Origin of the sequence: Halomonas beimenensis (genome assembly GCF_002549795.1) — a bacterium.
Lineage (GTDB): Bacteria > Pseudomonadota > Gammaproteobacteria > Pseudomonadales > Halomonadaceae > Halomonas > Halomonas beimenensis.
Genome location: NZ_CP021435.1, coordinates 2900018 through 2923425, shown reverse-complemented (window position 1 = coordinate 2923425; position 23408 = coordinate 2900018). Strand labels below are relative to the sequence as shown.

Here is a 23408-nt window from a genome sequence, read left to right as displayed (position 1 = left end):
ATAACTATATTTTATTTAACCAGGGTGGGCTCCTAAGGTGGTCGAGACTAGACAACAAGGAGATCCCTCCCATGACCGAGCCCGTTTTCGAGAAGGAATACACCGATACCCTGGTGGTCGGTGGCGGTCAGGCCGGCGTGGCCATGAGCGAGCACCTGGGCAACCTCGGCGTGCCCCACCTGGTGCTGGAGCGCGACCGCATCGCCGAGGCCTGGCGCAGCCGTCGCTGGGATTCGCTGGTGGCCAACGGGCCGGCCTGGCACGACCGCTTCCCCGGTATGGAGTTCGAGGATGTCGACGCCGATGCCTTCGCCCCCAAGGAGCGCGTGGCGGCCTATTTCGAGGCCTATGCACGCAGGATCGGTGCCCCCATCCGCACCGGCGTGGAGGTCAGGAAGGTCGAGCGGAACCAGGGCCGGCCGGGCTTCACCGTCGAGACCTCCCGGGGCGTGATCGAGGCCAATCGCGTGGTGGCGGCCACCGGCCCCTTCCAGCGTCCGGTGATTCCGCCGATCGCCCCCGAGGACGAGCGCCTTACGCAGATTCATTCGGCCGAGTACCGCAATCCCCGGCAGTTGCCCGAGGGGGCAGTGCTGGTGGTCGGCGCCGGTTCCTCCGGGGTGCAGATCGCCGAGGAGCTGCAGCGCAGCGGCCGGCAGGTCTACCTCTCGGTGGGGCCCCACGATCGCCCGCCGCGTGCCTACCGCGGGCGCGACTTCTGCTGGTGGCTGGGCGTGCTCGGCGAGTGGGATGCCGAGGTCATGAAGCCGGGCACCGAGCACGTCACCATCGCCGTCAGCGGGGCCGATGGCGGCAAGACGATCGATTTCCGCGAGCTGGCGCATCAGGGCATGACGCTGGTGGGACGGACGAAGGCCTTCCAGGGTGGCGTCGTGACCTTCGAGGACGACCTGGCCGACAACCTGGCCCGGGGGGATGCCAACTACCTGGCGATGCTGGATGCCGCGGACGATTACATCGCCCGCAACGGCCTCGACCTGCCGGAGGAGCCTGAGGCCCGTCGCATTCCGGACGACCCGGCGTGCGTCGTCGACCCGCTACGCGAGCTGGCCCTGGACGCAGCAGGCGTGACCGCGATCGTCTGGGCAACCGGCTTCTCGGTGGACTACGGCTGGCTGGACGTCGACGCCTTCGACGAGAACGGCAAGCCGCAGCACCAACGCGGCGTGTCCCGCGAGCCAGGCGTCTACTTCGTGGGCCTGCCCTGGCTGTCCCGGCGAGGTTCCAGCTTCATCTGGGGCGTCTGGCACGACGCCAAGCACATCGCCGACCACATCGCCACTCAGCGCAAGTACCTGGCCTACCACGCGGCCGCGCAGCGCCGGGAAACGAGCGCGCCATCCACGTCATCGCGCGACGATGCCAGCGCAGAGAGGGTCAACTGATGCCGACGCACACGCGAATCCGCATGTTCAACACCCAGGAGACGTACCCCAACCAGTCGCTGGACAACGATCTCTGCCAGGCGGTACGAGCGGGCAACACCGTCTATGTCCGCGGCCAGGTCGGCACCGACTTCGAGGGCCGGCTGGTCGGCCTGGGCGATCCCCGTGCCCAGGCCGAGCAGGCCATGAAGAACGTCAAGCAACTGCTCGAGGAGGCCGGCTCCGAGCTCGGCCATATCGTCAAGACCACCACCTACATCACCGATCCGCGCTTCCGGGAGCCGGTCTATCGCGAGGTGGGCAGCTGGCTCAAGGGCGTCTTCCCGATCTCCACCGGCCTGGTGGTGGCCGGCCTCGCCCAGCCCGAGTGGCTGATGGAGATCGACGTCATCGCCGTGATCCCCGACGACGAGGAGGGCAACTCATGACCTTTTCCATCGCCGGCTTCTGCCGCGAGACCGGCCAGTTCGGCACCGCCATCAGTTCCTCGAGCATCTGCGTGGCCAGCCGTTGTCCCTTCATCGCCCCCGGCAAGGGGGTGGTGTTGACCCAGAACGTCACCAACCCCGCGCTGGGGCAGCTCGGCGTCCAGCTGCTTCAGGAAGGGCTCGATGCCGAGGAGGTGCTGGCGCGACTCGTCGAGGGCGAGGCCTACCCCGAGTGGCGCCAGCTCCAGGTCCTCGACGCCGAGGGCCGAAGCGCCACGCACAGCGGGGCCGAGACCCTGGGCCGCCACGCCACCCGGCAGGGCCGGGACTGCGTGGCGGGCGGCAACATGCTGGCCGATCCGGGCATCGTCGACGCCATGGTCGTCGCCTTCGAGTCCCATGACGGCGAGCTCGCCGAACGCCTGCTGGCCGCCATGGACGCCGGCCTGGCCGCCGGCGGCGAGATGGGCCCGGTATTCTCGGCGGGCCTCAAGGTCACCGACCGGGCCAGCTGGCCGGTGGTCGACCTGCGGGTCGACTGGCACGTCGCGCCGCTCACCGAGCTGCGCATGATCTGGGAGCATTATCGCCCCCAGCGCGACGCCTACGTGCTGCGGGCGGTACGCCCCGACGACTCGCCGTCCTATGGCGTGCCGGGGGATGAGCGCTGAGCGTATCCCGGTGAGGTTCGGCCGGGAACTGGCCAGCCAGGAGTGGTCATGGCATAAGAACCATGACCACCGCGGTTCGTTTTCCCTGACCATTCGGGTGTTTCCATGTCCCAAGACAGCGTCGTCGACCTGCTCGCCGAGCTGGTCGCCTTCGACACCACCAGCCACCGTTCCAACCTGGCGCTGATCGCCTTCATCGAGGACTACCTGGCTCGCCACGGCGTGGCCTCGCGTCGCGTCCTCGACGACTCCGGTGAGAAGGCCAACCTCTATGCCACCATCGGTCCGGCGGACCGGGCCGGGGTGATGCTCTCCGGGCACACCGACACCGTGCCGGTCACCGGCCAGGCCTGGAGCGTGGATCCCTTCCGGCTGACGGCCGAGGGCGAACGTCTCTACGGGCGGGGCACGGCCGACATGAAGGGCTTCCTCGCCGCCATGTTGGCCGCGGTGCCGGCCCTGGTCGAGGCCGACCTGGTGGTGCCCGTCCACCTGGCCTTCTCCCATGACGAGGAGGTGGGCTGCCTGGGCGTGCGCACCCTGCTGGCCGACCTGGCCCACCAGCCGGTGCGCCCGGCCGCCTGCCTGGTCGGCGAGCCCACCTCCATGCGGCTGGCCACTGCCCACAAGGGCAAGCTCGCCTTCCGCCTGCACGTGCGCGGCAAGGCCTGTCATTCCGGCATGGCACCCGAGGGCGTCAACGCCATCCACGTCGCCGCTCGCCTGGCCACCTGGGTCGAGGAGACGGCCGCGGCCAAGGCAATGCGCGGCCCCTTCGACGAGCGATTCGCCATTCCCCACACCACCCTGCAGGTGGGCACCATCCAGGGCGGGGCGGCGCTGAACATCGTGCCCCAGGATTGCCGGCTGGACATCGAGATCCGCAACGTCGCCCAGGACGACCCCGAGGCGCTGCTCGGCGAGCTGATGGCCGTCGCCGCCTCTCTGGAAGCCGAGATGCGCGAGACGCATCCCGAGGCCGGCATCCGCCTGGAGCGCCTCAGCGACTACCCGGGCCTGTCGATGGCCGACGACCATGCCCTGGTGGACTTCATCCTGGCGCTGCTCGACGAGCGAACCCTGGAGCGCATCGGCTACGGCACCGAGGGGGGGCTCTTCCAGCGCGAGCTGGGTATCCCGACCCTGGTCTGCGGGCCCGGCAGCATGGCCCAGGGCCACCAGCCCGACGAGTTCGTGACCCGCGAGCAGCTGGCCCGTTGCGAGGCCTTCCTGGCCCGGCTGACCGGGGCCCTCTCCGGGCCCGAGGCGCGGCGTCGCCTGGCCGAAGGCGAGCTGCTGGCCGCCGCCCCGGCGTGAGTCGACGGATCATCCCCGGGCGACAACGCTAACGGCGATAGCCCGGCCCAGGCCCCGCCGCCGAGACGCCCGGCCCGGGCGCCTGGTATGCTGACGGGGATCGCCCCGCCTGCGCGGCGGGGCGCCCCTGTCCGTCAGCGGCGGTACCCAGTCGATGCGTCAATTCACCCTCAAGCAGCTGCGCTACTTCGTGGTCGCCGGAGAGCTCTCCAGCGTCACCCAGGCGGCCCGCAAGCTGCATGTCTCCCAGCCCTCGATCTCCGCGGCCATCCAGCAGATCGAGGAGGTCACCGGGCTGCAGCTGTTCGTTCGCCACCATGCCCAGGGGCTGTCGCTGACACCCTCGGGCAAGCAACTGCTGGGCCGGGCGCGGAAGCTGCTCCGCGATGCGGAAGGGCTCGAGAAATATGCCCTGTCGCTGGGCGAGGAGATCGGCGGCGAGTTGCGCCTGGTGGCCTTTCCCACCTTCGCGCCGGTGTTCCTGCCCCAGCTGTTGCGTCGCTACGCCGATCGTCACCCCTCGGTCAGCCTCTACTGCGACGAGATGAACCAGGTCGATGTCGTGCGTGGCCTGACCCAGGGGGACTACGAACTGGCCTTCACCTACGATCTCCAGGTTCCCGAGGAGGTCGAGTTCACGCCGCTCTACCGTTTCCCGCCCTATGCGGTGGTCGCCGCCGATCATCCCCTGAGCCGGCGTGACAGCATTCGCCTCGACGAGCTGGTGGCCTATCCCATGGTCCTGCTCGACTGGCCGTTGAGCCGTGAGTACTTCCTGTCGATCTTCACCCACCACGGCCTGACGCCGTCCGTGGCCCACCGTGCCAAGTCCATGGACATGCTGCGGGGGCTGGTGGCCAACGGCTTCGGCTTCTCGCTGTTCAACACCCCGCTGACCGCCCTCGAGTCCCTCGACGGCGGGCGCCTGAGGCCCCTGCCCCTGGAAGACGAGGCGCAGCCGCTCTCCATGGGCATCGCCTGCCTGCGCGGGCTGCGCCTGAGCCCCGCCGCCGAGGCCATGCATCGCCTGGCCCAGGACAGCGAGGCGCGGGGCGATGTCTTCGAGCGGCTGGGGGCGGGGCTGGCCCAGGCCATTTCTTCCTGACCGGGACTCGCCCCGGTCACCAAGGACGACCCCATGCATAGGAGATGAGCCGTCCTCACGGATGCGATGGCGTGACGGCATTGCATAGGAATTTATGATTCTGTTCTTCGAATTATAATATTTTATTTAACCAAGAGGCCGGGACTATCGTGACCCTACGGTCGTGAGAGAGGCCGAGACGACCCGACAACAATGACACTGACAACGGAGACCCTCCCGATGGCGGCACACGATCTGTCCTTCTGGCGAGACCTGCGCTCCCGGCTGACCCTGCCGGACGGGGCCTTCATCGACGGCCGGCCGGTCCAGGCCGGCGACGGCGCCACCCTGACCACCTGGAACCCGGCCACCGGCGAGGCCCTGACCGAGGTCGCGGCCTGCGGCGTCGAGGACGTGGAACGCGCCGTGGCCGCGGCGCGGCGCAGCTTCGAGGCCGGCGACTGGTCCCGGGCCGCGCCGGCGAGCCGCAAGGCGGTGCTCCAGCGCCTGTCGGCCCTGATGATGGAGCACCAGGAAGAGCTCGCCCTGCTCGAGACCCTGGACACCGGCAAGCCGATCCGCGATGCCTTCGAACTCGACATCCCCGGCGCCGCGGGCTGCTTCGGCTGGTACGCCGAGGCCACCGACAAGCTCTACGGGGAGGTGGCCCCCACCGACGGCGACAACCTGGCCACCATCACCCGCGAGCCCGTCGGCGTGGTGGCCGCGGTGATTCCCTGGAACTTCCCCCTCGACATCACCGCCTGGAAGCTGGCCCCGGCGCTGGCCGCCGGCAACAGCGTGATCCTCAAGCCCGCCGAGCAGTCCCCGCTCACCGCGCTGCGCCTGGCCCAGCTGGCCACCGAGGCGGGCCTCCCCGATGGGGTCTTCAACGTCCTGCCGGGCCACGGCCATGTCACCGGCCAGGCGCTGGGGATGCACGCGGACGTGGACTGCCTGACCTTCACCGGCTCCACCGCCACCGGCAAGCGCTTCCTGGAGTATGCCTCCCGTTCGAACATGAAGCAGGTCTGGCTGGAGTGCGGCGGCAAGAGCCCCAACCTCGTCTTCGCCGACAGCGACCTGGACGCCGCGGCCAGGACGGCGGTGCAGGGCATCTACTTCAACCAGGGCGAGGTCTGCTCGGCCAACTCGCGGATCCTGGTCCAGCGCGACGTCAAGGACGCCTTCGTCGAGCGCTTCGTGGCCGCCGCCTCCGAGCTGGTGGTCGGCGACCCGCTGGATCCGGCGACCGACGTGGGCTCGCTGATCGACGCCGATCATGCCGGCAAGGTGCGCGGCTATATCTCGCTGGGCCTGGAAGAGGGGGCTCGCCTGGCCCTGGGCGAGGCACCCGGCGGCGAGGAGCAGGGCGCCTTCGTCTCGCCGACGCTGTTCGAGGGCGTGACCCCGCGGATGACCATCGCCCGGGAGGAAATCTTCGGCCCGGTGGCCGCGCTGATCGAGTTCGCCGACGAGGACGAGGCGGTGGCCATCGCCAACGACTCCATCTACGGCCTGGCCGCGTCGGTGTGGACCGAGAACCTGTCACGGGCGCATCGCGTCTCGCGTCGCCTGCGGGCGGGGACCGTCTCGGTGAACACCGTGGACGCCATCGACTTCACCACCCCCTTCGGCGGCTACAAGCAGTCCGGCTTCGGGCGCGACCTGTCGCTCCACGCCCTGGACAAGTTCACCCAGCTCAAGACCACCTGGGTGCGTCTCTGAACCGCCCCTGAACAGGCCCGCCGCTGCCTCGCCGGCGAAAGCCTAACCCCACAACAACAAGAGGGTGACCTCAATGCAAGATGCCGTATCCAAAGCGGCGGCCCCGACGGCCGCCGGCAAGAAGGCCCGCGGGATCCTGGGGCTCAAGTCCCTGATGGCCGTCGCGGTTGGCCTGGTGGTGTCCCAGGGCGTCATGGTGCTGATGCTCCAGGGCGTCGGCATCGCCGGCTCCGCCTTCATCGTGCCCCTGGGCATCGCCTGGGTGCTGGCGCTGTGCTACGCGGCGTCCTTCTCCGAACTGGCCCTGCTGGTGCCCCGGGCGGGCAGCCTGAGCGCCTACACCGAGGTGGCCCTGGGGCACTTCCCGGCGATCCTCTCGGTGTTCTCCGGCTACGTGGTGGTGGCGATGTTCGCCCTGTCCGCCGAGCTGCTGCTGGTCAACTTCCTGCTCGGCGTGCTGTATCCGGCCGTGGAGGGCACCCAGTACGTCGCCTTCGGGATCCTCGGCGCCTTCACGGTGCTCAACCTGCTGGGCATCGACGTCTTCGCCAAGCTGCAGAACGTGCTGGCCTTCGCCATGGTGGTGGCCCTGACCCTGCTCGGCGTCAGCGCCCTGACCGGCGGCTTCGCCCCGCATGCGTTCCGGGCCGCCGAGCTGGCCGGCGACTTCAACCTGGGCGACGGGGCCTTCACCCTGATCGCGCTGGCCATCTGGGGCTATGTGGGGGCCGAGTTCGTCTGTCCGCTGGTCGGCGACGCGCGTCGTCCCGAGCGCTACATCCCGCGCTCGATGTACCTGGGCCTGACCGTGATCTTCGCGGTCTTCGCCCTCTACTGCCTGGGCGCGCTCTTCTACCTGCCGCGTGAGGTCCTGATGACCGCGGAGCTGCCGCACCTGGAGTACGCCACCGCCGCCTTCGGCGGGTCGGGCACCTTCCTGCTGGCCGTGGCCGCGATCACCGCGACCTGCAGCACGGTGAACACCTCCCTGGCCGCCGTGCCGCGCATGCTGCAGGGCATGGCCGAGCAGGGTCAGGCCTTCCCGGTGCTGGGCTGGAAGACCCGGAAGACGCGCGAGCCCTGGGTCGCGGTGCTCTTCACCGCCGGCGTCACCGGCCTGCCGCTGCTGATCTGGGGCAACGACGCGGGCACCGTGGGCCTGCTGCTGATCTCCGCCGCCATCGCCTGGCTGATCGCCTACATCATCGCCCACGTCAACGTCATCGCCCTGCGTCGTCGCTATCCCGACGCCGAGCGCCCCTATCGCTCGCCCTTCTATCCGCTGCCGCAGCTGATCGGCATCGCCGGCATGGTCTACGCCATCGTCTACGCCTCGCCGGCCCCGGAACTGACCGTGGAGATCTTCACCAACGCCGGCGTGGTGCTGGGCATCGTCAGCGTCGTCGCCGTGGCCTGGATCAAGCTGGTGATGAAGAAGCCGCTGTTCAAGCCCGAACCCCTGAACGAGATCGCCAAGCGCTGATTCCCGGCGCTCGAAGCAACCCAGGGAGGCGCCCCGCGGGGCGCCTCCCGACCCCGAAGGAGTCACACCATGACCAGTCAGCAATCCCCCGCCCAGCTCGAGAAACAGGAAATCTGGCAGAAGGATCGCGATCACTTCATGCATCCCTGGACCGACTTCTCCACCTTCAAGGAGACCGGGTCCATGGTCTTTCACCGGGCCGATGGCGTCTCCCTCCAGGATGCCGACGGCAAGCGCTACCTGGACGGCATCGGCGGCCTCTGGTGCGTGAACATCGGCTACGGTCGGGACGAGATCGCCGAGGCGGTCGCCGCGCAGATCCGCGACATCCCCTACTTCTCGACCTTCGGCCACCACACCACCGCCCCGGCGGCCCGCCTGGCCGCCAAGCTCGCCGAGCTGGCGCCGGGTGATCTGAACCACGTCTTCTACGGCTGCGGCGGCTCGGTGGCCAACGACACCGCCGTGCGCATGATCCACTTCTACTTCAACCAGCTCGGCAAGACGAGCAAGAAGCAGATCATCTCGCGCATCGACGGCTATCACGGCAGCACCTACATGGCCATGTCGATCACCGGGGTCGAGTTCGACCACATCGGCTTCGACATCGACCGGCAGCTGGTCCACCACATCTCCTGCCCGAACCCCTACCGTCGGCCGGAGGAGCAGAGTCTGGAAGCCTTCTGCGACGAGAAGGTGAAGGAGCTCGAGGACAAGATCCTCGAACTGGGCCCGGACAACGTGGCGGCCTTCTTCGCCGAGCCGATCATGGGCGCCGGCGGCGTCATCGTGCCGCCCGAGGGCTACCACCGGAAGACCCTGGAGGTGTGCCGCAAGTACGACGTCCTCTACGTCTCCGATGAGGTGGTCACCGCCTTCGGCCGCCTGGGGCACATGTTCGCCTCCGAGGACGAGTTCGGCATCGTCCCGGACATCATCACCTGCGCCAAGGGCCTGACCTCCGGCTACCTGCCGCTGGGCGCGACCATCTTCTCCGACCGCATCTACGAGGTGATCAGCGAGCCCCAGGCCGACGGCGCCATCTTCACCCATGGCTTCACCTATTCCGGCCATCCGGTGAGCTGCGCGGCGGGCCTCAAGAACATCGAGATCATGGAGCGGGAAGGCCTCTGCGATCACGTCAAGGACGTGGGCGCCTACTTCGAGAGCCGCATCAAGGCACTGTCCGACCTGGAGATCGTCGGCGACATCCGCGGTCGCAAGTTCATGATGTGCCTCGAGAACGTGGCCGACAAGGCGACCAGGGAGCTGATCGCCCCCGAGGCCAAGGTGGGTAACCGCATCGCCGACGAGTGCCAGAAGCGCGGCCTGATCGTGCGCCCCCTGGCCCACATGAACATCCTCTCCCCGACGCTGATCCTGACGCGGGAACACGTCGACTTCGTGGCGGACACGCTGCGCGAGAGCATCGAGGCCGCGACCGCCTCGCTCAAGGCCGACGGCTACCTGCCGCGCTGATCCGTCGCCCGCTCGCCCGGGAAACAACGAGAAGGGGAGATGCCGCCAGGCATCTCCCCTTCGTCTCGTCGCGGCCGTCGAGGCTGTGACCTCAGGATTCCGGCAGCCACTCCTGGACCAGGTCCTGGTTCTCCGCGACCCACTGCTTGGCGTTCTCGTAGGGGTCGGCGTCCTCCTGCTGGTTCAGCAGCTGGACCTCGCCCATCTGCTCCGGGGTCCACTCGAAGGCGTCCAGGATGGCGTAGGCCTCCGGCATGTCCTCCTCGAGACCCTGGCGAGCCATGGTGTGGATCTGCTCGGCGCCGCCGTAGACGTTCTTGGGGTCCTCCAGGTACTTGAGGTCCCAGCGGGCGAACTTCCAGTGCGGGGTCCAGCCGGTCACCACGATCTCCTCGTCGTTGGCGACGGCGTTCTGCAGGGCCGCGGTCATGGTGGCGCCGCTGCCGCTCTGCAGGTCCACATCGAGGTCGTATTCCTCGATGACCTCCTCGGTCAGGCCCATCAGGCCGGCGCCCGGGTCGATGCCGGTGATCTTGCCGTCGATGGCATCGGCGTGGTCGTCGAGGTCGGCGATGGAATTCATCTCGCTGTAGGCCGGCACCACCAGGCCGAGCTTGGTGCCGTCCAGGTTGACCCCCAGGTCGACCACCTGATCCTCGAGACGGTCATGATAGTCCTGGTGGGTGGTGGGCAACCAGGCGGTGGTCATGGCGTCGGCGTCGCCGGTGGCCACGGACTGCCACATGGCGGCGGCAGACAGGGAGGTGAGCTCCACCTCGTAGCCGGCCTGCTCGAGCACGGCGCGCATCACGTTGGTGGAGGCGACGGCATCGGACCACTCGACGTAGGCCAGGTGGACGGTGCCCTTGTCGGCGGCCTGGGCGGTGGCGGCGGTGAGGCTGGCACCGGCGACCAGGGCCAGGCCGGCGAGACGCATCGGTTGCTTGGTCATCGGAAGTCCTTGATTAAGAATGCGTACCAAAGGATGCAGAGACGGGCCGCGGCATGCAACCGACGGCCCACCAACGCAGGGGCCTCAGGCCTTCTGCTTGCGCAGCGACTGGGTCAGGCGATCCAGCAGCATGGCCAGGATCACCACGGCGATGCCGGCCTCGAAGCCGTCGCCCGGGCGCAGGCGCTGGATGGCCCGCCAGACCTCGCTGCCCAGCCCGTCGGCGCCGATCATGGCGGCGATCACCACCATGGACAGCGCCAGCATGATGGTCTGGTTGATGCCGGCCATCACCGTGGGCAGCGACAGCGGCAGCTGGACCTTGAACAGCTTCTGGCCGCGGGTCGCCCCATAGGCGTCGGCGGCCTCCACCAGCTCGGTGGGGACCTGTCGGATGCCCAGGGTGGTGAAGCGGATCGCCGGCGGCATGGAGAAGATCACCGTGGCGAAGATCGCCGACACCGAGCCGATGCCGAAGAAGGGGATCGCCGGGATCAGGTAGACGAAGGCCGGCATGGTCTGCATGAAGTCCAGCACCGGCATGATCGCCCGGTAGAGCCGCTCGGAGAGCGCCGCGGCGATGCCCACGGGCAGGGCGATCACCACCGCCACCAGGGTGGCGATCACCACCAGGGTCAGGGTCTCGATCATCGGGTCCCAGAGGCCCAGGTTCAGGATCAGCACCAGCCCGGCCACGGCGCCGATGGCCAGGCGGACGTTGGCCAGCCACCAGCACAGCGCGGCGATGATCACCAGCAGCGACCAGTCGGGCAGCCACATCAGGGCGTCGTTGAGGCCGTCGATGCCGGTCTGGGTGAGGCGCGAGATGCCGCGGGTCACGGCGGAGTATTCGCTGGTCAGCCAGTTCAGGCCGCCCTCGATCCAGTCACCCAGCGGCATGCGGGGGAATTCGATAGCCATCAGTGTTCTCCTGCCTGTGCGAGTTCATCGAGGACGGCGCCCTTCACGACCACGCCCTGCAGTACCTGGTTGTCGTCCACCACCGCGATGGGGAAGCGGTTCTCGCTGAACATGGCGAAGAGGTTGTGCAGGGGCTCTTCGCGGGTGACCTTGCGGAAGTCCTGGGTCATCGCCTCGGTGACGGTTTCCTTGCCTTCCTCGAGGGCCTTGCTGGCGGCGTCGGCATCGATCAGGCCGATCAGCCGGCGCTCGCGGTCCAGGATGTAGATGGAGTCCAGGCTGTGGTCACGCATCTTGCGCAGTGCGGTGCGCGGGCCATCGGTGTCACGCACCGTGGAACGCACCTTGCGCATGGCGCTCTCGGCGCTGAGGATGCGCGACTTGTCGACGCCTTCGATGAAGCGGCGCACGTAGTCGTCCGCCGGCTTGGTGAGGATCTCCTCGGGGGTGCCGATCTGCACCACCTCGCCGTCCTTGAGCAGCACGATGCGATCGCCGATGCTCAGGGCCTCGTCCAGGTCGTGGGTGATGAAGACGGTGGTCTTCTTCATGCGATGCTGGAGCTGCAGCAGCTCCTGCTGCATGTCGCCACGGATCAGCGGATCCAGGGCCGAGAAGGCCTCGTCCATCAGCAGCACGCTGGCGTCGTTGGCCAGGGCACGGGCCAGGCCGACCCGCTGCTGCATGCCGCCGGACAGCTGGCGGGGATAGGCGTCCTCCCAGCCCTCCAGGCCGACCTGCTTGAGCGCATTGCGGGCGGTCTCACGGCGCTCGGCGGCGTCGATGCCGCGGATCTCCAGGCCGAACTCCGCGTTCTGCTGCACGGTGCGGTGGGGGAAGAGGGCGAAGTTCTGGAACACCATGGAGAAGTGGCGGCGGCGGCACTCCAGCAGCTCCTTCTCCTTGAGGCTCGGGATGTTCTGCCCGTCGATGACGATTTCCCCCTCGGTGGGGTCGATCAGGCGGTTGAGACAGCGGATCAGGGTCGACTTGCCGGAGCCGGAGAGCCCCATGATCACCAGCAGCTCGCCCTCGTAGACATCGAAGTCGATGTTGGACAGGCCCAGGGTCTGGCCGGTCTTGTCGAGGATCTCGGGGCGCTTGAGGCCCTGGTCGCGCAACTCCAGCGCCTTCTTCGGCTGGTTGCCGAAGACCTTGCTGAGGTTGCGGACCCGAATCTTGACGTTTCGGTTGTCACTCATTGGCGGTGCCTTGGTCGGCGCCCGGCCTTGGCCCCCAGGGGCCCAGGCCGGGAATGGGTTGTCGGGGTCGGTGTCGCGTCAGCATGCCATTCGGCCGCGTTGACGCGTAGTGAGGCGGCATACCCTAGCGTTTATTGAATGGTCATTCAAATTTGTGCCAGGGATGACGGGGCCTCAGGAGGGACAGTCGTTCGACTCGGCGGAAGCGGGCCGAAGGCGAAAAAGGCTACCGTTGTCCCGGTCGTTGAGCAAGTAGAGGGCACCGTCGTGGCCCTGGTGCACGGTGCGGATGCGGCCGATCTGGCCGGCGAGGATGGCCTCGCGCTCGACGATCTCGTCGCCCTCGAGGCGCAGGCGCAGCAGGGTCTCGCTGCGCAGCCCGCCGGCCAGGAAGTCGCCGTGCCAGGGGGCGAAGTCCTCGGCGGTCACCTGGGCCAGGCCGGAGGGGGCGAAACGGCCCTCGAAGACATGCACGGGGTCGCGCATGCCCGGCGCGCTGTCGCGGCCGATGGGCAGGTTGGTGGCATAGTCGCGGCCCAGGGTGACCTCCGGCCAGCCATAGTTGACGCCGGGCTCCAGGCGATTGAGCTCGTCGCCCGTGCGGGGGCCGTGCTCGGTGGACCAGGGAACGCCGTCCTCGGCGATGGTCAGGCCCTGAGGGTTGCGATGGCCGATGCTGAAGAGCGCGTCGAGCGCCTCGGGATCGCCGACGAAGGGGTTGTCGGCCGGGACGCCGCCGGTGTCGGTCAGGCGCAGGAAGCTGCCGGCGTGGTCGCCCCTGTCCTGGGCCCGCTCCGGTGTCACGCCACGATCGCCGATGCTCATCAACAGGGTGCCGTCGGGCAGCCAGGCAAGTCGCGAGCCGTAATGCCGGCCTGGCTGCGAGAAGCGGTCCTGGACGAACAGGTGCTCGAGATCCTCCAGGCGCCCCTCGCCCAGTCGTGCCCGGGAGAGGCTGGTCGCCGTACCGCCGGGGCCGGGGCGGCTCCAGGTGAAGTAGAGCCAGTCGTGGTCCCCGTCGCCGTAGTCGGGGTGAAGGGCGAGGTCGAGCAAGCCGCCCTGGCCCCGGGTCGAGACCTCGGGCAGGGCCGCGATCCAGCGGATCCGGCCGTCGTCGATCGAGGCCAGGCGGCCATCGCGCTCCCCGACCAGGAAACGCCCGTCGGGCAGCATGGCCAGCCCCCAGGCGTGATCGAGGCCCGACGCCACGGTCGTCAGGCAGACGTCCAGGTGGCGGGTGGGGATCAGGCGGGCATCCGCCGGGTCGGTGGCGCCCAGGCCGAGCAGCAGGGCGATCGCCGCCAGGGGGCGAAGCGGAAAAGCCATGGTGTTCCCTCCGGAGGTTTCCCGTCCCCATTATAGGCGGGGGGGCTACATCAGCAGGGCCAGCAGGATCGGCAAATAGATGAGCGACAGCAGGGTGGAGCAGAACACCAGGCTCGCCACGTAGTCCGGCTCGCGTCGGGCGCGTTGGGCGAACAGGTAGTTGAACACCGCCACCGGCATGCTCATCTGCAGCACCAGGATGGCATGGGCCGTGGGGGGCAGCGAGAGAAGGGCGCCGATGCCCCAGGCCATGCCCGCCGCCAGCGGCAGTCGCAGCAGGCTGAAACCGAGTCCGGACCGCAGGCTTCGGACCTGGATGTTGGCCAGGGACACGCCCAGGGTGATCAGCATCAGCGGCACGGTGAAGCCGGAGATCAACTCGACGCTGTTGGCGAGCCAGCGCGGCAGGGCGGCGTCGGTGAGCAGCAGCCCCAGGGCGACCAGGATGGCATACACCGTGGGCGTGGTGGCGAGCACCTTCAGGGGGTTGCCACGTCCGGCCATCAGCGAGCCCAGGGTGAACTGGAAGAGGGTCACCGTCACCATCACGGTGATGCCGAACACGAACCCCGCGCTGCCGAAGGCGTAGAGCACCACCGGCAGGCCCATGTTCCCGGTGTTGGGGTACATCATCGGTGCCAGCAGCACCCGCCAGTCACGTCGCAGCAGGCGACTGGCCAGGCCGGTGGCGATCGCCATGCCCAGCAGCACCAGGGCCGTGGCCAGCATGGTGCGGCCGAAGCTGCCGGCATCGATCTCGGCGTCGGCCAGGGAGGCGATCACCAGCGCGGGGGTACCGATGTTGAAGACCAGGCGGGTGACGAAGTCGACCGGGAAGTCGTGGCCGAGCCTGACCCAGCCGAAGCCCAGGCCGGCCCCGGCCAGGACCGGCGCCATCACGGCGAAGAGTTCGGCAAGCATGGAGGCGGGAGCGTCCTTGTTCCGTCGTGTGTCTCAGGGGCGTAGGGAGGATCGCCATCCTAGCAGACGTCGCGTCGGTCGACCTCTTCAGGGCCGGCTTGACGCTCCCGGGGCGCGGCTTCTAGTTTTCAAATACGAGACATGCAGGAATCCCGGTGCCGGGCCATCGGCTCCGCCGGAGGATTCCTCAGCACTGCCCGGGCGCGCGACGCTCGGTGCTCCTTTCCTTGATTCCGGCTGGATGCCGCCCTCTCGAAGCCGCGCCGACCCGTCGCCCGCCCCGCATCGGGAGGAGGCATGACGGACGGCAACGAGGTTCCGGCCAGTCGCCAGAAGGTCGTCGTGGAGCACCTCTACAAGGTCTTCGGCGATGACCCCGAGGAGACCATCCGGCGCGCCGCGGCCGGCGAGACCAAGGACAGGATCTATGCCGAGACCCGCTCGGTCGCCGCCGTCGCCGACGTCTCCTTCACCGTGGCCCCGGGCGAGATCTTCGTCGTCATGGGCCTCTCCGGGTCGGGCAAGTCGACCCTGATCCGCTGCCTCAACCGCCTCATCGAGCCCACCCGGGGCCGCATCCTGCTGGATGGCCAGGACGTGGTGGCCATGGACGCCGAGGCCCTGCGCGAGTTGCGTGCCCGCAAGCTCTCCATGGTCTTCCAGCACTTCGCCCTCTTTCCCCACAAGACCGTCGGGGAAAACGTCGAGTTCGGCCTCAAGGTGCGCGGGATGCCGCCCGGCGAGCGTCGCGAGAAGGCCTTGCGCGCCCTGGCCCAGGTGGGGCTCGAGGCCTATGCCGACGTGCCGCCGGACAACCTCAGCGGCGGCATGCAGCAACGCGTCGGGCTGGCGCGCGGGCTCGCCGTGGATCCCGAGATCATGCTGATGGACGAGCCCTTCAGCGCCCTGGACCCGCTGATTCGCCGCGACATGCAGGACGAGCTGCTGGCGCTCCAGGAGCAGCTGCACATGACCATCCTGTTCATCACCCACGACCTGCACGAGGCCCTGCGCATCGGCGATTGCATCGCCATCATGAAGGATGGCCGCTTCGTGCAGACCGGCACGCCCGAACAGATCGTCGCCGCCCCGGCCGACGACTACGTGGCCGCCTTCACCCGCGACGTGGACCGCGGCCGGGTCTTCCGCATGGGCCGGCTGAGCCACGAAGCGCCCACCGTGACCCCGGACGACGACCCGGCGACGGCACGACGGCGCTGCGAGGCGCACCAGGTGACGGGGCTTCATGTGGTCGACGCGGACGGCTATCCCTTGGGCATCCTGGTGCGCACGGACCTGGTATCGGCCGAGGGCCGCGCCCTGCGTGACCTGATGCGGCCCGACTTCCCGGCGGCCCGGGCCGACCAGGAGCTGATCGAGCTCTATGGCGAATGTGCCAAGGGCTTGCCCATCGCCGTGCTCGACGAGACCGGACGCCTGCTGGGCAGCGTCGATCCCCTGCGGGTCTTCGCCCTGCTGGCCGGCAATGGAGGCGAGGGGCAGGCGTCCCCCAGTGCCGAGGCCTCGGCCCCCCTGGCGGCGAGGGAGCAATGACCATGGCCGACAGCATCTCCGACTTCTATACGCTGCCCCTGGACGACTGGATCGAGGTGGCGGTCAAGGATTGGCTGGTGCCGAACTTCCGGCCGGTCTTCCAGGCCCTGCAATGGCCGATCGACCAGGTGCTCGGCGGCCTCGAGGACTTCCTCTTGTGGCTCCCCTATCCGGTCTTCGTGGTGGTGGTGCCGCTGATCGCCTGGCGGGCCGCCGGCACGCGGGTCGCCATCTTCGCCCTCTCGGCGGTGATCTTCATGGACCTGCTGGGCATCTGGCGGGAGACCATGATCACCCTGTCGATGATCGTCACCGCGGTGACCTTCTGCACGATCGTGGGCGTGCCCCTGGGGATCCTCGCCGCGCGCAGCGACCGCTTCGCCGGCATCATCCGGCCGGTGCTGGACATCATGCAGACCATCCCGCCCTTCGTGTACCTGGTGCCCATCGTGATGCTGTTCGGCGTGGGCATCGTGCCCGGCGTCATCGCCACCATCATCTTCGCGCTCCCGCCGATCATTCGCCTGACCAACCTGGGCATCCGCCAGGTACAGGGGGAGCTGGTCGAGGCCGGGCTGGCCTTCGGCGCGACCCGGCGACAGCTGCTGTTCGAGATCCAGATCCCGCTGGCGCTGCGCACCATCATGGCCGGCCTCAACCAGACGCTGATGCTGTCGCTGTCGATGGTGGTGATCGCCGCCCTGATCGGCGCCGGCGGGCTGGGGCTGACGGTGTTCACGGGACTGGGGCGCCTGGACATCGGCCGGGCGACCCTGGGGGGCATCGGCATCGTGCTGCTGGCGATCCTGCTCGATCGCGTCACCCAGGCCCTGGGGGAGGGCGGGCGCGCCGATACCGGCAAGAAGCGCTCCTTCAAGAAGCTGCTGTTCAAGGGAATCAGGAGGACCGACAGGGATGACCACTGATGATCCGGCCCCGGGGCGCTTCGGGGCCTCGTAGAGGAGGGCATCGCATGCATTCGCGACTCCAAGCCAGATCCGTGCTGGGGGCGTCGGGACTCGCCCTGGCGTTGTGCCTGACGCCGGGATGGGCCGCCGCCGACCAGCACCTGCCCGGGGAAGGCGTCACCGTGACCCCGGCTCGGGCCACCTGGGACACCGGCTGGTTCCCGGCCGCCGTCTACAGCCATCTCCTGGAGGAGCTGGGCTATGAGGTGGATCGGCCCACCACCCTCGACAACCCGCCCTTCTACCAGTCGGTGGCCCAGGGCGACGTGGACTTCTGGGTGAACGGCTGGTTCCCCCTGCACAACACCTATCGCCGCACCTTCCGGGCGGGGGCCGAGCTGATCGGCTACGTGGCTCAGGGGGGGGCCCTGCAGGGCTACCTGATCGACAAGAGGACCGCCGACGAGCACGGCATCACCGGCCTCGAGGACTTCCGGGATCCCGAGGTCGCCGCCCTGTTCGACTCGGACGGCAACGGCAAGGCCGAGCTGGTCGCCTGCCCGCCGGGCTGGGGCTGCGAGCTGGTGATCGCCCACCATCTCGAGGCCTATGGCCTCACCGATACCGTCGAGCCGATCAAGGCGAGCTACTCCGCCTCCATGGCCGATGCCCTGGGGCGGTACCAGGAAGACGGCTCGATCTTCTTCTATACCTGGACCCCCAACTGGACGGTGGGCCTGCTCGAGCCGGGCAAGGACGTGGTGTGGATCACCGTGGACGAGGCCACCCTGCCCGAGGACCAGCGGGACTTCGAGGACGATACCGTGCTCCATGACGTCGTCGGCTGCACCGAGAACCCCTGCAACCTGGGCTGGCCGGCCAACGACATCCGCCCGGTGGTCAACAGCGCCTTCGCCGCGGAGAACCCGGCGGCGGCCGAGCTGTTCGAGGAGGTCCGGATTCCCGTCGACGACATCTTCGCCCAGAACGCCAGGATGTTCGACGGCGAGGACAGCGCCGAGGACATCCAGCGACACGCCGAGGAATGGATCGCGACCCATCGCGAGCAGGTCGATGCCTGGCTCGACCAGGCACGCCAGGCCGCCGCCTCGGCCATGTAGCCCCCTGGGCGCGAGCGCGGCGCCGGGCCTGGCCCGGCGCCGTCGGGGGGGAGCCTTACTGGGCGGAGTCCTCGGCGGCCCGTTGCGTCCGCTCGCCGGCGGCCTCCAGGGCGCGGCCGATGCGATCCAGGGCCCGCGAGGCCCCTTCCTGGGTCGTCTCCCAGGCGCTGGCGGCGCCCTCCCGGGTGTCGCTCCAGGCCTGCTGCATGTTCTGGCGGGCCTGGCTCCACCAGCCGTCGGTGTATTCCGGTTGCCGGGTGATGGCGGACTCGTCGAGATCGACGGTTACCCGGTACTCGATGGCATCCAGGCGGTCGCCGTGGCGGGTCTCGACGCTGAACTCCCCTGCCTCGATCACGTACTGCTTCTCGCCCATGTCGAGCAGGTTGCCGGTGTCGATCACCAGCGCCCGCAGGCGCATGTCGTCGTCGAGCAGCAGGTCTTCCACCTCGCCGATGACCACGTCGGGCGCCTCCCGGCTGGTGACCTCGGCATCGAGCAGCTCGTCGGCGGAATAGAGTCCCTGGGGGGCGGCCTGGGCGGTGCCGGCCGAGGCCAGGCCGGTGGCCAGCAGGGCCGCCACCAGCGGACGTGTCAGGGCGTTGGGTCGAGTCATCCGATGTCTCCTTGAACTGAGTCCTTGCCTGACGCCGCATGGCGTCAGGCCTTCCATTGGTCTCCCGTCGGCCGCCAGGGTTCAGCGCCTCGGGGCGAAGGGTTTACGGCGCCGCTTTTACTCCGGTGCCCGGCGAATGCTATACCTGCGATTTCGCACGGTACGAAAGGAGAGGCGACATGGGAACCCGCCGGACGGCGATGGGAATGCTGTTGCCACTGTGCCTGGGGATCACGGAGCTCCAGGCCCAGGCGCCCCAACCGGTGGAGGCCGTGGTGACCATCGGGATGATCGGCGACGTGGCCGAACGGGTCGGCGGCGAGTGCGTCGAGGTCACGGCGATCATGGGCCCCGGGGTTGACCCGCACCTCTACCAGGCCAGCGCCCGGGACGTGGCCACCTTCCAGGACGCCGAGCTGATCCTCTACTCGGGCTATTCCCTGGAGGGCCAGCTCGGCGAGGTGCTGGGACGCTTCGCCGAGATCAAGCCGACCCTGGCGGTGGCGCCGTCTTCCATCGAGCCCGCCGACCTGATCACCGTCCAGGACGTCTACGGCATCGACCCCCACCTGTGGATGGACGTCTCGCTGTGGGCCAAGACCCTGCCAGTCCTGGCCTCGGCGATCACCGAGGTGCGACCCGAGTGCGAGGCGGCGATCCAGGCCAATGCCGAGGCCTACGGCCGCCAGCTCGAGGCGCTCCACGCCTGGATCGGCGAGAGCATCGCCACCATCCCCGAGGCCCAGCGCATCCTGGTCACCGCCCACGACGCCTTCAACTATTATGGCCGAGCCTACGGGATCGAGGTTGCCGGCATCCAGGGCATCAGCACCGAGACCGAGACCGGCGTGGCCGATATCCGCGCCATGACCGAGGTGGTGGTGGAACGCGAGGTGCCGGCGGTATTCATCGAGAGCACCATCAACCCGCGCACCGTCCAGGCGGTGATCGATGCCGCCCGCCAGCAGGGCCAGGAGGTGGAGATCGGCGGCCAGCTCTACTCCGACGCCATGGGCGAGGCCGGCACCGCCGACGGCACCTATATCGGCATGCTCTACACCAATACCCGGCACATCGTCGAGGCGCTCGGCGGCACCCCGGCGCCGCTGCCCGAGGCCCTGGCCGGATGGGCCGAGCGCTGGGACATTCCCATGCCATAGTCGATTCGGTCGCCGACCAACAGGAAAGCACCTTCATGACCCTCTCGCTGCATGAACCGGACCTCGCCCTGCACGTCGAGGACCTGACCGTCAGCTACCAGAGCAAGCCGGTGCTGTGGGACATCGACTTCGACGTGCCGCCCGGGGTGATGGCGGGCATCGTCGGGCCCAACGGTGCCGGCAAGAGCACCCTGATCAAGAGCGTGCTGGGACTGGTGCCGGCGGTGGCCGGCCATGTGCGGCTGTTCGGGCTGCCCTACAAGGCCCGCCGGCGGCGGGTGGGCTACGTGCCCCAGCGCTCCAGCGTCGACTGGGACTTCCCCACCACCGCCCTGGACGTGGTCACCATGGGGCTCTACGGCCGGCTGGGCTGGCTCAGGCGCCCGGGGCGGCGCGAGCGCGACGAGGCCATGGCGGCCCTGGAGCAGGTCGGCATGGCGGACTTCGCCCGCCGCCAGATCAGCCAGCTTTCCGGCGGCCAGCAGCAGCGGGTCTTCCTGGCCCGGGCGCTGGTCCAGCAGGCCGACGTCTATTTCCTGGACGAACCCATGGCCGGGGTCGACGCCACCACCGAGCGCGCCATCGTCGACATCCTTCGTCGCCTGCGCGACGACGGCAAGACGCTGATCGTGGTGCACCATGACCTTCAGACGGTGCGCAGCTACTTCGACTGGCTGCTGATCCTCAACGTGCGGGTCATCGCGCAGGGGCTGGTGTCGGAGGTCTACACCGCCGACAACCTCAAGCGGGCCTACGGCGGCCAGATCGCCCTGCTCGACGACACCGGCCTCCTGTCCAACCAGGCCTCCGGCTCATGATGGGCGTGCTGGCGCTCCTTCAGGACTACACCATCCAGAACGTGGTCGCCGGGGCGGCCCTGCTGGGACTGATCAGCGGGGTGTTGGGCAGCTTCGCGGTGCTCCGCCAGCAGAGCCTGCTCGGGGACACCATGTCCCATGCGGCCCTGCCCGGGGTCTGCCTGGGCTTCATCATCGCCGGGACCCGGCACATGGGCAGCATCCTGCTCGGGGCGCTCGCCACCGGAGCCCTGGCCGCCCTGGTCATGCTGCTGCTGACCCGCATGAGCCGGCTCAAGACCGATGCCGGCCTGGGTATCGCCCTGAGCGTCTTCTTCGCCCTGGGCGTGGTGCTGCTGACCTACATCCAGGGCATGAACAACGCCGCCCAGGGCGGCCTCGATGCCTTCCTGTTCGGCCAGGCGGCGGCCACGCTGCGGTCGGACGTCTGGATCATGGCCGGCATCACCGTCGTCGCCCTGGCACTGGTGGTGGCGTTGTGGAAGGAGTTCAAGCTGGTCACCTTCGACCCGGAGTTCGCCGCCTCCCTGGGCATGCCGGTGGTCTGGCTCGAGGTCGGGCTCACGGTGATGATCGCGCTCGCCGTGGTGGTCGGCCTGCAGATGGTGGGCGTGGTGCTGATGGCGGCCATGGTCATCGCCCCGGCGGTGGCGGCGCGCCAGTGGAGCCATCGCCTCGAGGACATGGTCTGGCTGGCCGCGGCCATCGGCGTGGCCGGCGGCGTCTTCGGCGCCCTGCTCAGCGCCCTGTCCCGGGGGTTGGCCACCGGCCCGCTGATCATCCTCAGCGTCTCCGGCGTGGTGCTGGTGTCGATCACCCTGGCCCCGGGGCGCGGCCTGGTCTGGGAGGCGCTGCGGTTGTGGCGGGGGCGGCGCCGGCAGCGCGACCAGCAGGTGCTGACCACCCTTTACCGGCTCGCCGCCCACCACGACGACCCCGTCTACCGCTCCGAGCAAGGCATGCTCGACACCTACCATGGCCTGGGCACCAGGGCGGCGTTGCGAAAGCTCGAGCGCCGCGGCCTGGTCGAATGGGGGCAGGCGCCGCCGGGCGAGCCCGGCCCCGAGCGGCGCTGGGTGCTGACCCCGGCCGGCATCGCCGAGGCCGAGCGCATCCTCGCCTCGTTGAACGGGGAGGGGGCCTGATGCTGGCCGCGCTGTTCGACAACGTGCCGCTGATGATCATGCTGGTGGGCGCGCTGGTGGGCATCGCCTCCTCCCTGGTGGGCACCTTCCTGGTGCTGCGCGGCAACAGCATGCTCTCCGATGCCATCGGCCATGCCATCGTCTTCGGCATCGTCATCGTCTGGCTGCTCACCCACCAGCAGAGCGGGCCGGTGCAGCTGGTCGGCGCCGCCCTGACGGGGCTGCTCACCGTGGTGCTCACCGAGCTGCTGGTGCGCACCCGGCGGGTCAAGCAGGACGCCGCCATCGGCCTGGTCTTCCCCGTACTGTTCTCCATCGGCGTGCTGCTGCTCAACCTCTACGCCCGGGACGTGCATATCGACACCCACACGGTGCTGCTCGGGGAGATCGGCTTCGTCTGGCTGGACACCGTCACCCTCGGCGATCTGCGGGTGCCCCGGGCATTGCTGTCCATGGGCGCCATGACGCTGCTCAACGCCGCCTTCGTCGGGCTCTTCTACAAGGAACTCAAGCTCGCGACCTTCGACGAGGGCCTGGCCCGGGCCCTGGGGCTGGCGCCCGGGGTGCTCTTCTACGGCCTGTTGATGCTGACCAGCGGCACCGCGGTGGCGGCCTTCGACGCCGTGGGGGCGGTGCTCTTCGTGGCCTTCGTCATCGTGCCGCCGGCCACCGCCTACCTGCTCACGGACCGGCTATGGCTGATGTTCGGCTACGGCACCCTGGTGTCCATCGCCGCCAGCGTCAGCGGCTACTATCTGGCGGTGGCCTGGAACGTCTCCATCGGCGGCATGATGGCGGTGATGACCGGCGTTTTCCTGATGCTGGCCTTCCTCGCCGGCCCCCGCTACGGGCTCGTCGCCCAGTGGCTGCGCCGTCGTGGCCAGCGCCGGCTCAACGAGATCCGCACCCTGGCCGTGCACCTCTACAACCACGAGGGGACCCCGGCGCAGCGCGAGGAGAACGTCACCCGGGCGCTGCGCGAGCACCTGCTGTGGGACGACGCCAAGGCCCGCCGGGTGGTGGAGCGCAGCTGCGAGCGGCGACTGATCGTGCGCGCCGGCGAGGCCCTGTCCCTGACCTCCGCCGGCCGCGAGCTGGCCCGGGAGATCCTCGAGCCGGGACGCTCGCGGCGCTAGGGTCGTGGGAGCGCAGCTTGCTGCGCGATGGA

Annotated in this window: 21 protein-coding genes; 15 read left to right on the top strand and 6 right to left on the bottom strand. The window is 69.0% G+C overall.

Annotated elements, in window-relative coordinates; all coding sequences use genetic code 11:
* The first annotated feature begins 71 nt into the window (after positions 1–71).
* From BEI_RS13625 to BEI_RS13590, 8 genes are all read left to right on the top strand, one after another.
* The gene (locus tag BEI_RS13625; protein WP_097790035.1) at positions 72–1406 is read left to right on the top strand and encodes a flavin-containing monooxygenase; all 1335 of its coding nucleotides are present in this window, start codon (positions 72–74) and stop codon (positions 1404–1406) included.
* Positions 1406–1834 carry a RidA family protein gene (locus BEI_RS13620; RefSeq protein ID WP_097790034.1) on the top strand — a complete coding sequence of 143 codons (429 nt, stop codon included), beginning with the start codon at positions 1406–1408 and terminating at the stop codon, positions 1832–1834. Before BEI_RS13625 ends, BEI_RS13620 begins: the two co-directional genes overlap by 1 nt.
* Complete coding sequence (locus BEI_RS13615; RefSeq protein ID WP_097790033.1) at positions 1831–2505, top strand: DUF1028 domain-containing protein; 675 nt, start codon at positions 1831–1833, stop codon at positions 2503–2505. Before BEI_RS13620 ends, BEI_RS13615 begins: the two co-directional genes overlap by 4 nt.
* A gap of 105 nt (positions 2506–2610) precedes the next feature.
* Entirely contained in the window at positions 2611–3822 is a 1212-nt protein-coding gene (argE, locus tag BEI_RS13610; protein ID WP_097790032.1) for an acetylornithine deacetylase, read from the top strand.
* Positions 3823–3976: 154 nt separating this feature from the next.
* Complete coding sequence (locus BEI_RS13605; RefSeq protein WP_097790031.1) at positions 3977–4927, top strand: LysR family transcriptional regulator; 951 nt, start codon at positions 3977–3979, stop codon at positions 4925–4927.
* Positions 4928–5146: 219 nt separating this feature from the next.
* Positions 5147–6634, top strand: coding sequence for an aldehyde dehydrogenase (locus tag BEI_RS13600; protein ID WP_097790030.1), 1488 nt, complete (start codon positions 5147–5149; stop codon positions 6632–6634).
* A 73-nt stretch (positions 6635–6707) separates the two neighbouring features.
* Positions 6708–8117: an APC family permease gene (locus BEI_RS13595; protein ID WP_097790029.1), complete on the top strand. Its 1410-nt coding sequence runs from the start codon at positions 6708–6710 to the stop codon at positions 8115–8117.
* 69 nt (positions 8118–8186) lie between these two features.
* Positions 8187–9596: an aminotransferase gene (locus tag BEI_RS13590; protein ID WP_097790028.1), complete on the top strand. Its 1410-nt coding sequence runs from the start codon at positions 8187–8189 to the stop codon at positions 9594–9596.
* 91 nt (positions 9597–9687) lie between these two features.
* On the opposite strand, the gene BEI_RS13585 is transcribed toward BEI_RS13590, so the two are convergent.
* The 5 genes from BEI_RS13585 to BEI_RS13565 form a co-directional block, all read right to left on the bottom strand.
* On the bottom strand, positions 9688–10548 hold the full coding sequence (locus BEI_RS13585) for a glycine betaine ABC transporter substrate-binding protein (protein WP_097790027.1): 861 nt from the start codon (positions 10546–10548) through the stop codon (positions 9688–9690).
* A gap of 84 nt (positions 10549–10632) precedes the next feature.
* On the bottom strand, positions 10633–11469 hold the full coding sequence (locus BEI_RS13580) for an ABC transporter permease (protein WP_193765112.1): 837 nt from the start codon (positions 11467–11469) through the stop codon (positions 10633–10635).
* Positions 11469–12671, bottom strand: coding sequence for a quaternary amine ABC transporter ATP-binding protein (locus BEI_RS13575; protein WP_097790026.1), 1203 nt, complete (start codon positions 12669–12671; stop codon positions 11469–11471). Before BEI_RS13575 ends, BEI_RS13580 begins: the two co-directional genes overlap by 1 nt.
* A 174-nt stretch (positions 12672–12845) precedes the next feature.
* Positions 12846–13997 (bottom strand): PQQ-dependent sugar dehydrogenase, encoded by a 1152-nt coding sequence (locus BEI_RS13570; RefSeq protein ID WP_097790025.1) that lies wholly within the window; start codon positions 13995–13997, stop codon positions 12846–12848.
* Positions 13998–14042: 45 nt separating this feature from the next.
* On the bottom strand, positions 14043–14918 hold the full coding sequence (locus tag BEI_RS13565; RefSeq protein WP_097790024.1) for an AEC family transporter: 876 nt from the start codon (positions 14916–14918) through the stop codon (positions 14043–14045).
* A gap of 297 nt (positions 14919–15215) precedes the next feature.
* Here BEI_RS13565 and BEI_RS13560 point away from each other — a divergent pair, with 297 nt between their 5' ends.
* The 3 genes from BEI_RS13560 to proX are packed head-to-tail and all read left to right on the top strand — an operon-like array spanning position 15216 to position 18501.
* A complete protein-coding gene (locus BEI_RS13560) occupies positions 15216–16472 on the top strand; it encodes a quaternary amine ABC transporter ATP-binding protein (protein WP_097790023.1) in 1257 nt (418 codons plus the stop codon).
* Between the two features lie 2 nt (positions 16473–16474).
* Positions 16475–17398 carry an ABC transporter permease gene (locus BEI_RS13555; RefSeq protein ID WP_227644479.1) on the top strand — a complete coding sequence of 308 codons (924 nt, stop codon included), beginning with the start codon at positions 16475–16477 and terminating at the stop codon, positions 17396–17398.
* A gap of 47 nt (positions 17399–17445) precedes the next feature.
* Positions 17446–18501 (top strand): glycine betaine/L-proline ABC transporter substrate-binding protein ProX, encoded by a 1056-nt coding sequence (proX, locus tag BEI_RS13550; protein WP_097790021.1) that lies wholly within the window; start codon positions 17446–17448, stop codon positions 18499–18501.
* 55 nt (positions 18502–18556) lie between these two features.
* Here the strand turns inward: proX and BEI_RS13545 are convergent, their stop codons facing one another.
* On the bottom strand, positions 18557–19117 hold the full coding sequence (locus tag BEI_RS13545) for a PRC-barrel domain-containing protein (protein ID WP_097790020.1): 561 nt from the start codon (positions 19115–19117) through the stop codon (positions 18557–18559).
* Between the two features lie 179 nt (positions 19118–19296).
* Here BEI_RS13545 and BEI_RS13540 point away from each other — a divergent pair, with 179 nt between their 5' ends.
* From BEI_RS13540 to BEI_RS13525, 4 genes are read left to right on the top strand one after another with little or no spacing between them, the layout of a single operon-like run.
* Entirely contained in the window at positions 19297–20277 is a 981-nt protein-coding gene (locus BEI_RS13540; RefSeq protein ID WP_097790019.1) for a metal ABC transporter solute-binding protein, Zn/Mn family, read from the top strand.
* 35 nt (positions 20278–20312) lie between these two features.
* Entirely contained in the window at positions 20313–21095 is a 783-nt protein-coding gene (locus tag BEI_RS13535; RefSeq protein ID WP_097790018.1) for a metal ABC transporter ATP-binding protein, read from the top strand.
* Positions 21092–22240, top strand: a complete 1149-nt coding sequence (locus BEI_RS13530; protein ID WP_227644478.1) for a metal ABC transporter permease — start codon at positions 21092–21094, stop codon at positions 22238–22240. The genes BEI_RS13535 and BEI_RS13530 overlap by 4 nt, the downstream gene beginning before the upstream one ends.
* The gene (locus BEI_RS13525; protein WP_097790017.1) at positions 22240–23376 is read left to right on the top strand and encodes a metal ABC transporter permease; all 1137 of its coding nucleotides are present in this window, start codon (positions 22240–22242) and stop codon (positions 23374–23376) included. Before BEI_RS13530 ends, BEI_RS13525 begins: the two co-directional genes overlap by 1 nt.
* The last annotated feature ends 32 nt before the right edge of the window (positions 23377–23408 follow it).

Bases quoted from the DNA above. Each gene is read 5' to 3' on its own strand.
- BEI_RS13625 (WP_097790035.1), top strand. From the start codon at position 72: ATGACCGAGCCCGTTTTCGAGAAGGAATACACCGATACCCTGGTGGTC.
- BEI_RS13620 (WP_097790034.1), top strand. From the start codon at position 1,406: ATGCCGACGCACACGCGAATCCGCATGTTCAACACCCAGGAGACGTAC.
- BEI_RS13615 (WP_097790033.1), top strand. From the start codon at position 1,831: ATGACCTTTTCCATCGCCGGCTTCTGCCGCGAGACCGGCCAGTTCGGC.
- argE (WP_097790032.1), top strand. From the start codon at position 2,611: ATGTCCCAAGACAGCGTCGTCGACCTGCTCGCCGAGCTGGTCGCCTTC.
- BEI_RS13605 (WP_097790031.1), top strand. From the start codon at position 3,977: ATGCGTCAATTCACCCTCAAGCAGCTGCGCTACTTCGTGGTCGCCGGA.
- BEI_RS13600 (WP_097790030.1), top strand. From the start codon at position 5,147: ATGGCGGCACACGATCTGTCCTTCTGGCGAGACCTGCGCTCCCGGCTG.
- BEI_RS13595 (WP_097790029.1), top strand. From the start codon at position 6,708: ATGCAAGATGCCGTATCCAAAGCGGCGGCCCCGACGGCCGCCGGCAAG.
- BEI_RS13590 (WP_097790028.1), top strand. From the start codon at position 8,187: ATGACCAGTCAGCAATCCCCCGCCCAGCTCGAGAAACAGGAAATCTGG.
- BEI_RS13585 (WP_097790027.1), bottom strand. From the start codon at position 10,548: ATGACCAAGCAACCGATGCGTCTCGCCGGCCTGGCCCTGGTCGCCGGT.
- BEI_RS13580 (WP_193765112.1), bottom strand. From the start codon at position 11,469: ATGGCTATCGAATTCCCCCGCATGCCGCTGGGTGACTGGATCGAGGGC.
- BEI_RS13575 (WP_097790026.1), bottom strand. From the start codon at position 12,671: ATGAGTGACAACCGAAACGTCAAGATTCGGGTCCGCAACCTCAGCAAG.
- BEI_RS13570 (WP_097790025.1), bottom strand. From the start codon at position 13,997: ATGGCTTTTCCGCTTCGCCCCCTGGCGGCGATCGCCCTGCTGCTCGGC.
- BEI_RS13565 (WP_097790024.1), bottom strand. From the start codon at position 14,918: ATGCTTGCCGAACTCTTCGCCGTGATGGCGCCGGTCCTGGCCGGGGCC.
- BEI_RS13560 (WP_097790023.1), top strand. From the start codon at position 15,216: ATGACGGACGGCAACGAGGTTCCGGCCAGTCGCCAGAAGGTCGTCGTG.
- BEI_RS13555 (WP_227644479.1), top strand. From the start codon at position 16,475: ATGGCCGACAGCATCTCCGACTTCTATACGCTGCCCCTGGACGACTGG.
- proX (WP_097790021.1), top strand. From the start codon at position 17,446: ATGCATTCGCGACTCCAAGCCAGATCCGTGCTGGGGGCGTCGGGACTC.
- BEI_RS13545 (WP_097790020.1), bottom strand. From the start codon at position 19,117: ATGACTCGACCCAACGCCCTGACACGTCCGCTGGTGGCGGCCCTGCTG.
- BEI_RS13540 (WP_097790019.1), top strand. From the start codon at position 19,297: ATGGGAACCCGCCGGACGGCGATGGGAATGCTGTTGCCACTGTGCCTG.
- BEI_RS13535 (WP_097790018.1), top strand. From the start codon at position 20,313: ATGACCCTCTCGCTGCATGAACCGGACCTCGCCCTGCACGTCGAGGAC.
- BEI_RS13530 (WP_227644478.1), top strand. From the start codon at position 21,092: ATGATGGGCGTGCTGGCGCTCCTTCAGGACTACACCATCCAGAACGTG.
- BEI_RS13525 (WP_097790017.1), top strand. From the start codon at position 22,240: ATGCTGGCCGCGCTGTTCGACAACGTGCCGCTGATGATCATGCTGGTG.